The organism is Uniformispora flossi, from assembly GCF_049534875.1.
GTDB lineage: Bacteria > Actinomycetota > Actinomycetes > Streptomycetales > Streptomycetaceae > Yinghuangia > Yinghuangia aomiensis.
In genome coordinates this window covers 307155-321765 of the sequence record NZ_JBMULZ010000009.1, presented here as the reverse complement: position 1 = coordinate 321765, position 14611 = coordinate 307155, and the positions used below count along the sequence as shown (strand labels likewise).

General features: G+C 72.4%; 12 protein-coding genes. 4 read left to right on the top strand and 8 right to left on the bottom strand.

The genetic code is table 11. The features are described from left to right. Nucleotides 1–104: 104 nt before the first annotated feature. The 3 genes from ACPA54_RS21860 to ACPA54_RS21850 form a co-directional block, all read right to left on the bottom strand. On the bottom strand, nt 105–1478 hold the full coding sequence (locus ACPA54_RS21860; protein WP_423532281.1) for a cytochrome P450: 1374 nt from the start codon (nt 1476–1478) through the stop codon (nt 105–107). Beyond that, nucleotides 1468–2517: a selina-4(15),7(11)-diene synthase gene (locus tag ACPA54_RS21855; protein WP_423532279.1), complete on the bottom strand. Its 1050-nt coding sequence runs from the start codon at nt 2515–2517 to the stop codon at nt 1468–1470. The genes ACPA54_RS21860 and ACPA54_RS21855 overlap by 11 nt, the downstream gene beginning before the upstream one ends. Before the next feature lie 614 nt (nt 2518–3131). Further along, the gene (locus ACPA54_RS21850) at nt 3132–4067 is read right to left on the bottom strand and encodes an MBL fold metallo-hydrolase (RefSeq protein WP_423532277.1); all 936 of its coding nucleotides are present in this window, start codon (nt 4065–4067) and stop codon (nt 3132–3134) included. A 264-nt stretch (nt 4068–4331) separates the two neighbouring features. On the opposite strand from ACPA54_RS21850, the gene ACPA54_RS21845 reads away from it, so the two are divergent. From ACPA54_RS21845 to ACPA54_RS21835, 3 genes are all read left to right on the top strand, one after another. Then, on the top strand, nt 4332–5144 hold the full coding sequence (locus ACPA54_RS21845; protein ID WP_423532275.1) for an electron transfer flavoprotein subunit beta/FixA family protein: 813 nt from the start codon (nt 4332–4334) through the stop codon (nt 5142–5144). Nucleotides 5145–5190: 46 nt separating this feature from the next. Next, nucleotides 5191–6213, top strand: a complete 1023-nt coding sequence (locus ACPA54_RS21840) for an electron transfer flavoprotein subunit alpha/FixB family protein (protein ID WP_423532273.1) — start codon at nt 5191–5193, stop codon at nt 6211–6213. Nucleotides 6214–6370: 157 nt separating this feature from the next. Further along, entirely contained in the window at nt 6371–8563 is a 2193-nt protein-coding gene (locus ACPA54_RS21835; RefSeq protein WP_423532271.1) for a (Fe-S)-binding protein, read from the top strand. Between the two features lie 146 nt (nt 8564–8709). Here ACPA54_RS21835 and ACPA54_RS21830 read toward each other — a convergent pair whose 3' ends face one another. Further along, complete coding sequence (locus ACPA54_RS21830) at nt 8710–9006, bottom strand: DUF1876 domain-containing protein (RefSeq protein ID WP_423532269.1); 297 nt, start codon at nt 9004–9006, stop codon at nt 8710–8712. A gap of 246 nt (nt 9007–9252) precedes the next feature. Here ACPA54_RS21830 and ACPA54_RS21825 point away from each other — a divergent pair, with 246 nt between their 5' ends. Then, complete coding sequence (locus ACPA54_RS21825; protein ID WP_423532267.1) at nt 9253–10929, top strand: AMP-binding protein; 1677 nt, start codon at nt 9253–9255, stop codon at nt 10927–10929. A 13-nt stretch (nt 10930–10942) separates the two neighbouring features. Here ACPA54_RS21825 and ACPA54_RS21820 read toward each other — a convergent pair whose 3' ends face one another. The 4 genes from ACPA54_RS21820 to ACPA54_RS21805 form a co-directional block, all read right to left on the bottom strand. Next, complete coding sequence (locus ACPA54_RS21820; protein ID WP_423532297.1) at nt 10943–11689, bottom strand: FAD:protein FMN transferase; 747 nt, start codon at nt 11687–11689, stop codon at nt 10943–10945. Nucleotides 11690–11897: 208 nt separating this feature from the next. Next, the gene (locus ACPA54_RS21815) at nt 11898–12410 is read right to left on the bottom strand and encodes an FMN-binding protein (RefSeq protein WP_423532265.1); all 513 of its coding nucleotides are present in this window, start codon (nt 12408–12410) and stop codon (nt 11898–11900) included. A gap of 68 nt (nt 12411–12478) precedes the next feature. Further along, on the bottom strand, nt 12479–13861 hold the full coding sequence (locus ACPA54_RS21810; protein ID WP_423532263.1) for a ferredoxin reductase family protein: 1383 nt from the start codon (nt 13859–13861) through the stop codon (nt 12479–12481). Between the two features lie 141 nt (nt 13862–14002). After that, a complete protein-coding gene (locus tag ACPA54_RS21805; protein ID WP_423532261.1) occupies nt 14003–14449 on the bottom strand; it encodes an Lrp/AsnC family transcriptional regulator in 447 nt (148 codons plus the stop codon). Nucleotides 14450–14611: the final 162 nt, after the last annotated feature.

Genomic DNA, 14611 nt, shown 5'->3' with positions numbered 1-14611 from the left:
CAGTTAACAGGTCATGCTCCGGGCCACGGCGGCCTTCGCCGTCCGCGGTACCCGGGCGCCGCGGTGCCGCACGCACGGGTGTCGGGCGCGCGTGCGGCCGCGCGTCAGCGGGTGCGCGGTTCCACGATCATCGGGAGCCGGTCGGGGTGCGCGACCGCGGCGGCGACTTCGCGCACGGTGACGCCGGGTTCGGGCCGCAGCCGCCAGCGGGAGAGGATCGTGGCGACGGCGACGGCGATCTCGGTGCGGGCGTAGGTGTCCCCGATGCACTTGCGGACGCCCGCGCCGAACGGGATGTGTGTTTCCCGCGGCCGGGTCGCCCGATTCTCCGGCGACCAACGGTCGGGGTCGAACCGCAGGGGGTCGTCGTGGACGCGGCCGTCCTGGTGCATGGCGTAGAGGCTGAAGCCGATCTCGGTGCCGGCCGGCAGCCGGAAACCGGCGAATTCGACGTCCCGGATGGCGCGGCGCATCAGCAGCGGCACCGCGTGCAGCCGGAAGACTTCGTCCATGACCTGGTTCAGGTAAGGCAGCTTCGCGAGTTCGGCCATGCCGACCGGGCCGTCGCCGACGACCGCGTCGATCTCCGCGCACAGGCGTTCCTCGACCTCCGGCGCCCGGCCTATCTCGTGGAACAGCCAGGACAGCGCCGTGGCGGCGGTCTCGGTGCCGGCGAACATGATGGCGACGGATTCGTCGCGGACTTCGCGGTCGGTCAGGGACTCGCCGGTGTCCGCGTCCCGGGCGGCGAGCAGGGTGGACAGCAGGTCGCCGCCCTCGGCCGGGCCGCGGGCGTGGGCGGCCGCGATCAGGTCGTCGATGATGCCGAGCACCCGCTCGGTCGCGCGGTCGAACTCGCGGTTCGCCTTGACCGGGATCCGGTCGAAGGCGGTGGGAGCGACGGCGCGGACGAGCGCGTACTTGATGAGGATCGGCACCTCGCGGTGGATCGCGTCCGAGGTGGCCTTGTCGATGTCCGTGGAGAACATGGTTTCCGACAGTGTGCCGACCGCGTACGTGTAGATGTCCTCGGTGAGGGAGACGGTCTGTCCGGGCTGCCAGCTGTCCGCCAACGCGCGGGCGCGCACGGACATGGTGTCGACGTAGGCGGCGATGCGGTCCCGGTGGAACATCGGCTGCATGAGCCTGCGGTGCCGGCGGTGCACTTCCTCGCCCGCGGTGAACAGGCCGTCGCCGACCAGGACCCGGGCCCGGTCGAAGAAGCGGCCCTTGTCGAACTCGCGGGCGCGCACCACGAGGAGTTCGTGGACGAGGCTCGGCGAGGTCGCGAAGTAGACCGGCATGGTGCCGAGGTCGACACGGACGAGGTCGCCGGTGGCGGGGAGAGCGCGCAGAAAGTCCAGCGGGCGGCGCCACAGCGGCCAGGCGTGGCCGAGCAGCGGGATCCGGCCGGGGGCGCGGGGGACGGAACGCAGGTCGGCGGCCGCGGCGGGAGCCGCGTGGAGGTCAGTGGACAAGATCCCACCACCAGGTGATCGGGGCGATGTCGAGCGGTTCGCAGCCGGGATCGGCCGGGGTGTCGCGGAAGACGGACGGCAGGTCGGCCGGGTCGTCCGGGGTTGTGTAGCGGTGCGAGGTGATCCCCCAGTCCTGCGCGGCGCGGATGAAGGTGCCGAAGCTGTCCAGGTAGCGGGCGAGCTCGGGACTGGCGTCGGCGAGGCGCCGGTCGCGGACGCGCAGGAACAGGTTCATCACCCGGTCGCGCTGCGATATCGCGATGTCGAGGGCTTCGTCGGGCCCGACGCCGTATTCCTTTTCCAGGACCCGGATGACGTTGAGGTAATAGTGGTCGCCGCGGCTCTCCTTGTGGAACGAGAAGATGTCGTTGTCCCACGTGATGATGAAGTAGGCCATCTCCGCGAGGGCGCGGACTTCGGTCCCGTCGCGCTCGTTGGCGTCGAGGTCGTAGCCGTTGCCGAACTCGAGCACGGGGAGGACGACGGACGTCGCGCCGTCGTACAGCCGCATGAGGGTGTAGTCGGCCAGGTCGGGGATGGTGCCGTCGCGGCGGAACGCGGCTTCCCAGACGACCGACATGAAGTACTCGCGGAGCCCGTCGACCCAGCGGGTGGCCTGCGCCGGGCTGGCGTACAGGCCTATGCGGCGGCGCAGGTCGCGCAGACCGCCGGCCAGGGGGTCGTCGGCCATGATCGGTGCTTCCGGGTTCTGCGCGACGCGTGTGAGGCGGGAGAGCACGCCGACGAGTTCGCTCGGATCGGTGCCGAGGGCGCCTTCCTCGCAGTGGCCGTCGTCGACGCCGAACAGCCACAGGACGAAGTCCGCGAGGATGCTGATCGCCTCCTCCTGGCCGTCGGGGAGGATGCGGGCCGCGAACGTGCCGATCTCTTGGCCGACGAGCTGGCGGCGGAGCCTTTCCGAGCCGATGCCGAACTTCTCGGCCCACTCGGCGGTCTGCCGATCGATCGCCGCGTGCCGCGGGTGGATTGCGGGTGTGAAGGGTGTGTAGATGGGCGGGACAGCCAGTTTTTGTACCACTGCGTCGACCCCTTGGCTCACCGTTACGGACTGCGACGGCGAGTGAGGCTAGCGGCAAAAGAGCACGTGGGGGCACCGACTTTTGCGGAAAGGTTGGTTCCTTTTCGGTCAGATTTGATCATTGGAGACAGCTGTCGAGTTGGTGTGCTAATCGCGGCCGGGGGCGCTCGGCCACGGCCGAACGGCGCCCGGAGCGTGCACGGGTGGTGCGGGTGAGCCCGCGGTTCCGGGAGGTGATTCCGGACGCCTTCGAAAGCCCCCTTTCCGCGCTCCGCGGATGGCGTGTCGGCGTGTGGCGGCCTCGCCGCGCGCGCCAGAGTGGCACCACGGAAGGAAGCGGATCCGGCCAACGGACGACGTTCGCCGCCCGGTTCGGGACCTTCGTCCCGGCCTTGGCCCGGCCGCCCTCCCGGAGACTGGAGACACCGCACCGGACGGCCACCCGCTCCGGTGCCGCGCACGCCGCCCCGCGGGCGGCGTCCCCGATCGTCGGCTGGGCCGGGCGGCCCCTTGCCGACGCAGGGCGGCTCCGATCAGTCCAACGGAGCGCCCCCGGGCGCGCGACGGCCGCGGCATCGGCGTCGCGCGCCCGACCTTGTGCCACCCCGGCGGTGTCAGGACCACAGGGCGCGCAGCGCCCGGGTGTCGCGCAGCACGGCGGCGGTGTCGTACGGCGCGTCCCACGCGGCGCCCTCGCACTCGCGGTACACCCGGTGCACGTTGGCGGCCGCACGCCACGGCTCGTCCCACGCGGCGTAAGGCCCGCGCTCCAGGCCGCGGCAGCAGTCGAGCACGGACTTCCCCGCGGCCCAGGCCTCGCGCGCCAGGGCTTGGACGTCTTCCAGGTACTCGCGCTGCACCCGCACGCCCTCCACGCCGCAGACCGGCCCGTGCCCCGGCACGACGTGCTCCGGCTCCAGCGCCTCGATCCGGCGCAGCGCGGCGATCCACTGCGCGGTCGAGCCTTCCCAGCCGACGGGTGCGCAGCCGTGGAAGAGCAAGTCGCCCAGGAGTGCCACGCCTTCGTCGGGCACGTGGACGGCGAGGTCGCCTTCGGTGTGCGCGGGTCCGGCGTAGACGAGGTCGACGCGGACGCCGTCCAGGTCGAGGACGGTGTCGCCGTCGACGACCGTGGTGGGCGGGGCGAGTTCGACGCCGGTGAAGTCGAACGGCGCGAGTTCCTCGTGCAGGTCGCGCAGGTGTTCGGGCGGGTCGGTCATGCGGCGTATCGCGTCGAGGTGGGCCGGAGCGGTGGCGCTGAACCGGTCGGCGCAGCCGCGGTGCGCGATGATCTCGGCGTCGGGGAAGAGCTGGTTGCCCCAGCAGTGGTCGCCGTTGTGGTGGGTGTTGACGATGCGGCGCGGGGACGCGGGGTGGACGTCGGCGTAGAGCTTGGCCAGGTCGCGGGTCAGGGCGAGGTCGAACAGGGTGTCGACGACCAGGCCGCCGCCTGCGGCGATCAGGCCGGAGTTGGACATGCCCATGCCGGGGCGGGTCTGCTCGGCCGCGTAGACGTGCGCGCTCAGCCGCCGTCGCACCAGTCCGCTCATGTGGGCGTGTCCCCCTCGATAGGCGTCCGCGGCACCGCGGCCGCGCGACGTGCGCAGTGTTACGCGCGGCAGCTTTCCCCGGGTGGGCTGCGGTTTCAAGAACCGGGCTGATGGCGTGTCACTTTCCGTGCGGCGGGCCGTGGACCGGTGCGGGTGACGGGGAAAGTGCCCGCGGCTGCTCGGCGTTGGCTCTGTCCGTTCGCGATCGATCCCCCTACACTCGCCGTCGGCAGCACGATCCGCAGGCGAGCGGAGGCGAGCCCGGTGAAGCTTGTGGTCCTGGTCAAGCACGTGCCCGACGAGATCGTCGATCGCCCGTCCAGCGCAGCGGTGTTCGCGGCGGACATGACCGTGGACCGGGCGCAGTTGACGGGCCGGCTCAGCGAGGCGGACGAGTATGCGGTCGAACAGGCGATGCGGATCGCCCGGCGCCGCTTGGACGTGCAGATCACCGCGGTCACGATGGGGCCGCCGGAGGCGATCCGCACGCTGACCCGGGCGCTCGCGCTCGGTGCCGACGAGGGTGTGCACATCGTGGACGAGGCGCTGCACGGTTCCGACGCGCAGGCGACCTCCCGGGTGCTGGCCGCGGCACTCGCCCGGTGTGGTTTCGATCTGGTGATCTGCGGGGTGGCGTCCACCGATTCGGGGATGTCGGTGGTCCCCGCGATGGTCGCCGAGCGGCTCGGCGTCCCGTCGGTGTGCGAGGCGGACGGCGTGTGGGCGGATCCCGGTTGGGCGGACGGCGACGTGATCGTGGCGCGCCGCGAAGACGGCGACCACATCGAGGACTTCGCCGTGCCGATGCCGGCCGTCGTGTCGGTGACGGACCGGGTCGGCGAGCCGCGCTATCCGGCGTTCCAGGCGATCGTGGAGGCGCGGCAGAAGGCCGTGCGCACGTGGTCGCTGGCGAATCTGCGGATCCCGGCGGACGAGGTGGGGCTGGCGGCGTCGGCGAGTCCGGTGCGCCGGGTGGCCCCGCATGCGGCGCGGCGGCCCGCGCTGCTGGTGGAAGGCGAACCGGACGCCGCGGCGGCCCGGCTCGCGCGGTATCTCACGGAGCACCAGTTGATCTGATCGGTTCCGATCGGCCGGGGGTGTCCGGCCTTGCGCGGGAGGCCCTGTGCGACCTGTGCTCGTGCTCGTGGAAAGGGACGGCGGCGCTTCCGCCGTCGGTGGTGCGGACGGTGCCGTGCGCGCGTCGGCGTTCCGTTTGCTGACGTTGGCGCGCCGCCTGGGCGATCCGGTGGCGGTGGTGTGCCATCCGGTCGCGGCGTACGGCGTGGACGCCTTGGCCCGGTTCGGTGCCGCACGCATCTGCGTGGCGGAGCCCGCCGATCCGGACGGCAAGGACTCCGCGGCGCAGTCCGCCGTGGCGTTGGAGGCGTTGACCGAACTGGCGTGGCAGATGGACGCGTCCGCCGTCCTGGTGCCGTCGGGCCGGCTGGGCCGCGAGGTCGCGGCGCGGCTCGCGGTGCGGTTGGGCGGCGGCATCGTGACCGGCGCGGTGGACGTACGGCCTGGCCCCGACGGGCCGGTGGCCGTCCAGGAAGTGTGCGGCGGGACGTACCGGGTGGAGTCGGCGGTGCGCGGCGGGACGCCGGTGATCGCCGTGGACACCGGGGCCGGCGAGGCCGAACCCGATCCGGTCGACCCGGTCGTGGAGCGGATGTTCGTGTCCCTCGCGGAGTCGTCGCGGCGCGTTCGGTGCCTGGCGCGGCGGCCGAAGGCGGACCGGCGGCCGGGGGTCGCGGGCGCGTCGGTGGTGGTCGCGGGCGGACGCGGCGTCGGGTCGGCGGAGGGCTTCACGCTGATCGAGAAGGTCGCGGACGCGCTCGGCGGCGCGGTCGGCGGCACGCACACCGCGGCGGACCGCGGCTGGTGCCCGCAGGACGCGCTGATCGGGCAGACCGGGGCCGTGGTGCATCCGCGGCTGTATCTGGCGTGCGGCATCTCCGGGTCGGTTCACCACCGGGCGGGCATGCACCACGCGGCCACGATCGTGGCCATCGACACCGATCCGGAGGCACCGATCTTCCGGATCGCCGACGTGGGCGTGGTCGGCGACCTGCACGACGTGCTGCCTGCCCTGCTGGCGGCGATCGCCCGGCAGCGCACCGCGGAACGCGGCGGCCCCACCCCCTGACCGTCCCGCCGACGGCAGGGACGCAAGCAGACCCGAGGAACACACCGGAACGCAGAGCACCCCCGAGGAACAGCGCGGCCCGGATCCGCCGGGCGCATCCGGCGCCCGGCCCCGAGAACGGAGCACGTACCACCCCCAACCCTTCGCGGAGGCGCACGTGGTTGTACGACTCGTCATCGGTCTGGCGTTGACGGCGGCGGCGTTCGCGCTCGCCGGCCGGCGCGTGTTCACCCTCTACCGGTTGGGCGCAAGCGGCCAGCCAGTGGAGCCGGACCGCACGCGCAACGTCGGAACCCGGCTATGGGCCGTCGCCACCGAGGTCTTCGGGCAGCGCAAGCTGCTGAAGTGGACGGGGGCGGGCGCGGCGCACTTCGCGGTCTTCTGGGGCTTCGTCATCCTCGGCGCGACGATCGTCGAAGGCTACGGGGCTTTGTTCGACCGGGACTTCCACATCCCGCTGATCGGCACCATGACGTGGCTCGGCGCACTGGAGGACACCTTCATCGTCGCGGTGCTGGTCGGCCTGGTCGCCTTCTCGGCCATCCGGCTGGTGCAATCCCCCGCGCGGGAAGGCCGCAAGTCGCGGTTTTTCGGCTCCCACACCGCTGCCGCGTGGATGGTCCTCTTCATGATCTTCAACGTCATGTGGACGCTGCTGCTGTGCCGGGCCGCGCAGATCAACACCGGCAACTTCCCCTTCGAACACGGGGCGTTCGCGTCGCAGGCGGTCGCCGACTGGCTGGCGCCGGCCGGCGAGAGCGCCAACGACGCGCTCGAAACGGCGGGCCTGCTCGGCACGCTCGCCGTCGTCCTGGGCTTCCTCGTGCTGGTCGTGCACTCCAAGCACCTGCACATCTTCCTGGCCCCGCTCAACGTGCTGTTCTCCCGCCGCCCGCGCGCGCTCGGCACGCTGCTCCCGGTCTACTCCGACGGCAAGGCGGTCGACTTCGAGGACCCCGACGAGGACGACAAGATCGGCCGGGGCGCCGTCGAGGACTTCACCTGGAAGGGCCTGCTCGACTTCGCGACGTGCACCGAGTGCGGCCGCTGCCAGTCCCAGTGCCCGGCGTGGAACACCGGCAAGCCGCTCAGTCCGAAGCTGCTGATCATGGCGCTGCGCGACCATGCCCTTGCGAAGGCCCCCTACCTGCTGGCCGCCGACGACAAAGCCCGCGAGGCCCTGCCCGCCGCGGACGCCGCCGAGGCCGCCCGGCCGCTGGTCGGCACCCAGGAGCAGGGCGGCGTGATCGACCCCGACGTGCTGTGGTCGTGCGTGACCTGCGGCGCATGTGTCGAACAGTGCCCGGTGGACATCGAGCACATCGACCACATCGTCGACATGCGCCGCTACCAGGTGCTCATGGAGTCGGCGTTCCCCAAGGAAGCCGGTTCGATGCTGCGCAACCTGGAGCGCTCCGGCGACCCGTGGGGGCGTGGCGGCAAGGCCAGGCTGGAGTGGGCCAAGGGCCTGCCGTTCGAGGTCCGCGTCCTCCCGAAGGGCGAATTCCCGGAGGACGTCGAGTACCTGTTCTGGGTCGGCTGCGCCGGTTCGCTCGACGACAACGCGAAGAAGACCAGCCGCGCCGTCGCCGAACTCCTGCACGCGGCGGGCGTCGAGTTCGCGGTGCTCGGCAAGTCGGAGTCGTGCACCGGCGACGCGGCCCGGCGCATGGGCCAGGAGATGCTGTTCCACGAGCTGGCGCAGAAGAACGTCGAGACGCTCGACCGGGCATTCGGCGACCGCGACGCGAGCGCCCGCAAGATCGTCGTGACCTGCGCGCACTGCTTCAACACGCTGAGCAACGAGTACCCGCAGCTCGGCGGCAACTACCAGGTCATCCACCACACCGAATTGCTGGCCGAGCTGGTCGCGGCCGGCAAGCTCGTCCCGACCACGCCGGTGGACGCCGCGGTCACCTACCACGACCCGTGCTACCTCGGCCGCCACAACCGGGTCTTCAGCCCGCCGCGCGAGATCCTCGGCAGCGTGCCGGGCGTGCGGCTGACCGAGATGCCGCGCAGCAAGGAGCGCTCGTTCTGCTGCGGCGCGGGCGGTGCGCGGATGTGGATGGAAGAGACCATCGGCACCCGCATCAACGAGACCCGTACCGACGAAGCCCTGGGCACCGAACCGGACTTGGTGACCGCCGCATGCCCCTACTGCATCGTGATGCTCACCGACGGCGTCGCCACCCGCAAGCAGGAGGGCAAGGCCGACGAGGCGGTCCAGGTCACCGACGTCTCGCAGGTGCTGCTGCGGTCGATCCGCGTCCGCGAACCCGACCCGGCCGAACCGGCCGCGGCGCCGGCGGCGCCGAAGGCCTCCCCGGCCGCGGACGCCGCGGGCTGACGCCACACCCCGACACCGCGCCCCGACACCGCACCCCGACAGCGCAGTCCGCTGCCGAACTCCGACACCGAATCCGGCACACGCGCGCACCGGCCACGCGGCATCGTCCGCGTGGCGGGTGCGCGCCGTCCGGAGCCGACCCGGCCCTACGACCGCGGCGCCGCCTGCTGCCCCGTCGAGCTTTCGATGTCCGCGGCGGCGACGTGCAGCAGCCGGTGCGCCAGGTCGGACAGGGCCCGGGCCGCGGCGAGTTCGTCGCCGATCTCCGGGACGTCGCGGTCCGCCGGATGCTTGCGGGCGTTCCCCCAGCCGCGCATCTCCTCGTCGTCGCCGGTGCTCAGCCGGGCCTCGGCGTGTGTGCGCACCGCTTCGCCGTCGTACTCGTCGGTCGCGGTCTTCTCGGTCAGGTACAGGTCCACGGTCCAGTGCTTCGCAGCCGACATCGCGGTACCTCCGTTCCCGTGGTTCCGGTACCTCCCAGTGTCTCCCCAGGCCCCGGGCGCCGCCGCCGGGCGCTCCCCGGCGGTTGCCCGCGCCGGGGCCGCGCCGCGCGGGGGAATCGGCGGAAGACACTCGGGTCAAGGTCTGGTCGATTACGTCCTGTGTGGGCATCATCCATGCGTACGCCCCGCGTCCGGCCCATGCGGACAGGTGGCTCCGCCATGCCGTCGTCCGCCGGAGGGATCGCCATGACCGCTGCCCAGCCTGCCGCGCCCGACGTCGAGGTGCCGTCGTACGCGAAAGGCCCGACCGACGCGCCGCTGCTCGACGAGACGATCGGCGCCGCGTTCGACCGCACCGTGGCCGCCTACGGCGACCGGCCCGCGCTCGTCGACAGAGCCGCCGGCAGCCGCTACACGTACCGCGAGATGGCCGACGCCGTGGACGCCGTCGCCCTCGGCCTGCTGGAAGCCGGTGTCACGCGGGGCGACCGGGTCGGCATCTGGTCGCCGAACCGCGCCGAGTGGACGCTGACCCAGTTCGCCACCGCGAAGATCGGCGCGGTGCTGGTGACCGTCAACCCGGCCTACCGCACCCACGAGCTGGCGTACGTGCTGCGCCAGGCCGGCATCAAGCTGCTGGTCTCCGCGCCCGCGTTCAAGACCAGCGACTACCGCGCCATGGTCGCCGAGGTCCGCGGCGACGCGGCCGCGCTGGAACGCGTCGTCTTCCTCGACTCCCCCGACTGGGACGACCTGGTCGCCGCGGGACGCGCCGCCGACCCGGCCCGCCTCGCCGCCGCCGGAGCCGCACTGGGCCCGGACGACCCGATCAACATCCAGTACACGTCCGGCACCACCGGCTTCCCCAAGGGCGCGACGCTCTCACACCGCAACATCCTCAACAACGGCTGGTTCGTCGCGGAACTCCAGCACTGGACGCACGAGGACCGGGTCTGCCTGCCGGTGCCCTTCTACCACTGCTTCGGCATGGTCATGGGAAACCTCGGCGCCGTCGCGCACGGCTCGTGCATGGTGATCCCGGCGCCCGCGTTCGAGGCCGCCGCCACGCTGCGTGCCGTCCGGGACGAGCGCTGCACGGTGCTGTACGGCGTCCCCACGATGTTCATCGCCGCGCTCGCCGAACCGGACTTCGCGGACTACGACCTGTCCACGCTGCGCACCGGCGTCATGGCGGGCGCGCCGTGCCCGGTCGAGGTGATGAAGCGCGTCATCGGCGACATGGGCATGACCGAAGTGACGATCTGCTACGGCATGACCGAGACCTCCCCGGTGTCCACCCAGACCCGCACCGACGACAGCCTGGAACAACGCGTGTCCACCGTCGGCGCGGTGCACCCGCACGTCGAGATCAAGGTGGTCGCGCCGGACACCGGCGGCATCGTGCCGCGCGGCACCGCGGGCGAACTGTGCACGCGCGGCTACTCGGTGATGCTCGGCTACTGGGACGAGCCGGCCAAGACCGCCGACGTGCTCGACGCCGACGGCTGGATGCACACCGGCGACCTCGCGGTCATGGACGACGACGGCTACGTCAACATCGTCGGCCGCATCAAGGACATGGTCATCCGCGGCGGCGAGAACGTGTACCCGCGCGAGATCGAGGAGTTCCTCTACACCCACCCGGACATTGTGGACGCGCAGGTCATCGGCGTGCCCGATGAGAAGTACGGCGAGGAGCTGATGGCGTGGGTCAAGCTGCGCCCGGGTGCTCCCGCGCTCACCGCCGACGTGCTGCGCGAGTACTGCGCGGGCAAGCTCGCGCACTTCAAGATCCCGCGCTACGTGCACGTGGTCGACGCGTTCCCGATGACGGTGACCGGCAAGATCCGCAAGGTGGAGATGCGCGAGACTGCCGTCGGGCTGCTCGGCCTGGACGCGGCGGCGCGCACGAAGCACGCGTGACGCCGGCGGGGGTTCAGGCCGCCTCCGACCGCGGCACGACGCGGATCAGGTCGTCCGATCCGCCGGTCTGCCACATCGCGCCGTCGGCGGCGACGGTGAAGCCCGCGTAGCCGGGGCGGACGTCGAGCCAGGCGTGCGCGGCATCGCCCATCGCGAAGGCGGCGGTGGCGTATGCGTCGGTCTCGGCCAGCCGCGTCCCGACCACCGTCACCGACGCCCAGGTGCGGACCGGCAGGCGCGTGTGCGGGTCGAGGATGTGCGTGCCGCGTTCCGCCGTGCCGGAGGTGGCGACGGCCAGGTCGGTACCGGAGACGACGGCCGCCAGGGCGCCGGGCCGGGCGGGGTCGGCGATGCCGATCCGCCACGGCAGGCCGGGCCCGGCTTCGCCGCGGGTGCGCAGGTCGCCGCCGCCGTTGACGCACGTGTTGCCCGCCCCGGCGGCGTGCAGCAGGTCGGAGGCGTGGTCGACGGCCCAGCCCTTGACCAGGCCGGTGGGGTCGAGGCGGCCGCCGTACGTGCTGCTGAACCAGCCGTCGGTGACGCGTTCCGCGGCGGCGCACCGGGCGAGGACCTCGGCGACCTCGGGCGGGCACGCGGCGAGCCCGAGTTCGCCGCGGGCCAGCCGGCTGACCGGGCTTTCCGGGCGGTACGGCGAGAACACCCGGTCGACCCGGTGCAGCCAGGCCACGCACCGCCCGAGGGCGTCGCGGATCGCCGGGGTCGGGGTGTCGCGCACGTCGAACGAGAACACCGTGCCCATGACGTGTTCGGCATGCCGCAGCCCGTGGCGGGCTGCCTCGGGTGCGGCGGACGCCGGTAGGGGCGCGACAGCCGGGGGCCGAGTGGCGGCCGCGGGGCGGCGCGTCCCGAGGCCGAGGCCGAGCGGTAGGCCGGCGGCGGTGCCGGCAGGTGAGGCGGTGGCGGCGGGTGAGGCGGTTCCGGCGGACGAGGCGCTGACGGCGGTGGTGTCACGCATGGGCTTGGTCCAAGGCGTTCTGCAGGGACCGGATGTATCCCTGGCTGGTGTAGGTGGCGCCGGACACGGCGTCGATCGCCGCGCTCTGCGCGTCCATGGTTTCGCTGGTGAGCTGCGGGACCGCGTAGTCGTTGATCTCGCGGTCGCGGCGGTCCCGGGTGGGGACCTGCACGACGTCGACGCTGGTGATGCGGCCGTTGGCGAGGGTGACGGCGACCTGGACGGGGCCGTAGCGGGTGCTGATCGCGCTGCCGGTGAAGGTGCCGTCGCGGGCCCCGGCGGCGGTGGTGGTCCCCGATCCGGTGCCGGTGCCGCCGGAGTCGGACGAGCCTCCGGAGCTTCCCGTGGTCCCGGAATCCGGCGCAGCCGCCGACGAGTTCCCGGACGAGCCCGATTGCCCGTCGTCGGTCGCCGCGGTGATCGGCGCGGCGCTGTGCGGTTTGAGGGACAGCAGCAGCACGATTCCGGCCACGGACGAAACCGTGGTGAGGGCGGCGCGGCGCATACGGGGCCTCCTTGCTGCGGGGCGCTGTTGTCGATGGCGGGGACGGGGATGGGGCCGAAGCGGGTCGGTCACAGCGCGAACGACTCGTGGTGGATGCGGGAGCGTGGCACACCCGCCTTGCGGATCGCGGCGATGGCGGCCTCGGCCATGCCGTCGGGTCCGCACACGTAGACGTCGTGCTCGGCCAGGTCGGGCAGCGCGCGGGTCAGCAGGTCCGGGTGGAACGGCCAGGCACTGCCTGCCGGTTGCCCTTCGGGACGGCCGACCACGTAGTGCACGGTGGCACCGCGCCGGGCGGCGATCGTGTCGATCTCGCCGCGGAACGCCACCTCGGCCTCGGTGCGGGCCCGGTAGATCAGCGTGATGCGGCCCGGCAGGGTTTCCAGCAGCGCGCGCAGCGGCGTGATGCCGACGCCGCCCGCGATCAGCAGCACCTTGCCGGAACGCTGGTGCCGGCCGGTGAGCGCACCGTACGGGCCTTCCGCCCAGACGCGGGTGCCGGGCGCCAGCGACGCGAAGGCGGTGCTGTGCGGGCCCGCGGCTTGGACGGTGATGCGCAGCGTGCCGTTCGACGGCGGCGCGGACAGCGAGTATGGGTGCGCGCTGTGCCACAACCCCCGGGCGAGGACCCGCCAGCGCAGGAACTGGCCGGGCTGTGCCTGCAGTTCGTCGACATGACGGCCGGTGATGTAGAGCGACACGATGCCGGGTGCTTCCTCGCGTACCGCGGCGATGCGCAGGCGGTGCCGGAGGCCGGTGCGGAGCGGGACGAGGACGCGGTACCAGAGGACGAGCGCGGCGACGCCGCCGTAGAGCACGTACCAGGCGACCCGAGCGGCCCGGTTGCCGAGGAAGTCGTTGCCGAGCGCGAGTTGGTGCCAGAAGGCGAGGTAGAGCGCGGCGTAGGTGGCCAGGTGCAGCAGGTGCCAGGTCTCGTACCGCAGGCGGCGGCGCGCGGCGCGGGCGGAGACGACGCCGGTGGCGACGAGGAGGCCGAAGCCGATCGTCGTCAGGATCATGTCCGGGTAGTCGACGACGAGCGTGCCGGTCTGGGTGAGCACGTCGGTGTGGGTGGTGAGCGCGTAGCCCCAGGTGATGAGGAGGGCGTGCGCGAGGACGAGGCTGATCGCGCAGCGTCCGGCGTAGGCGTGCCAGCGGGCGAGCCGGTCGGTGCCCGCGCCGCGGTCGATCGCCGGGACGCGGGCCACGAGCAGCACGAGGATCGCGCAGGTGTAGCCGGCCAGGAGCCCGGTGATGCGCCCGGCGCCGGTGAGCCAGCCGTCCGCGCCGACGACGGCGTCGGTGCCGGTCCACCACAGCGCGAGCACCCCGGCGCCGCCGGCCGCGACGGCGGCGAGCAGCACTCCGGGTTCCAGGAAGGCAGCGGGCGGCCGGGGCGCGGCAGCGCCCGACGCACCGGGTGCGGTGCGGGTGGGGACGGTGGTACTCATGCGGCTCCTGCGGTCCGTCGGGATTTCTTGCCGACGCAGGCGATGGTTGCCGCCGAGTCTGGGAGAAGGCTTTAAAAGCGGACGCTGCCGGAAGATTCCCAGGAGATTCTTAGGTTCGCCGCGGGCCCGGCCGCGCCGCGGTCAGGCTTCGCGTGTCCACGACCCCAGCACCATGAGCGTCTTGGTGCCCGTGACGTTGCCGCCGCGGCGCAGGGTGTCGATGACCTGCTGGAGGTGCGCGATGTCGCGGACCCGGACCTGGATGAGCGCGTCGGGGTCGCCGGCGATGGTGTGCACGGCTTGGACCTCGTTGAGGGCGGTCGTGGAGCGCAGGATCTCCTGGACCGAGGTGCTGCCCGCGTACCGGAGTTCGGTGAAGGCTTCGATGCCCCAGCCGAGTTTGGCGTGGTCGATCTGCACGGTGAAGCCGGTGATGACGCCGATCGCGCGGAGCCGGTCGACGCGGCGTTTGACGGCGGCGACGGACAGGCCGACGTCCGCGGCCATCTCGGAGAAGGTGCGGCGGCCGTCCTCGCGCAGGAGCTGGAGCAGCTTGCGGTCGGTGTCGTCGACGTCGGCTTCGGCCATGGTTTCCTACCCCTGATTTCGGCGTACGGGACGCAAACTATTCATCCTGATCCGGCTCAGGCCGTCAACTCTTTGCGTCTTCGCCGGGATTTCCCGAGCGGGTCTTGCGTGCCGGGCCACCGCGTTGGTGTGCTTTCGACCACCGCGCTTCACGTACTCCCC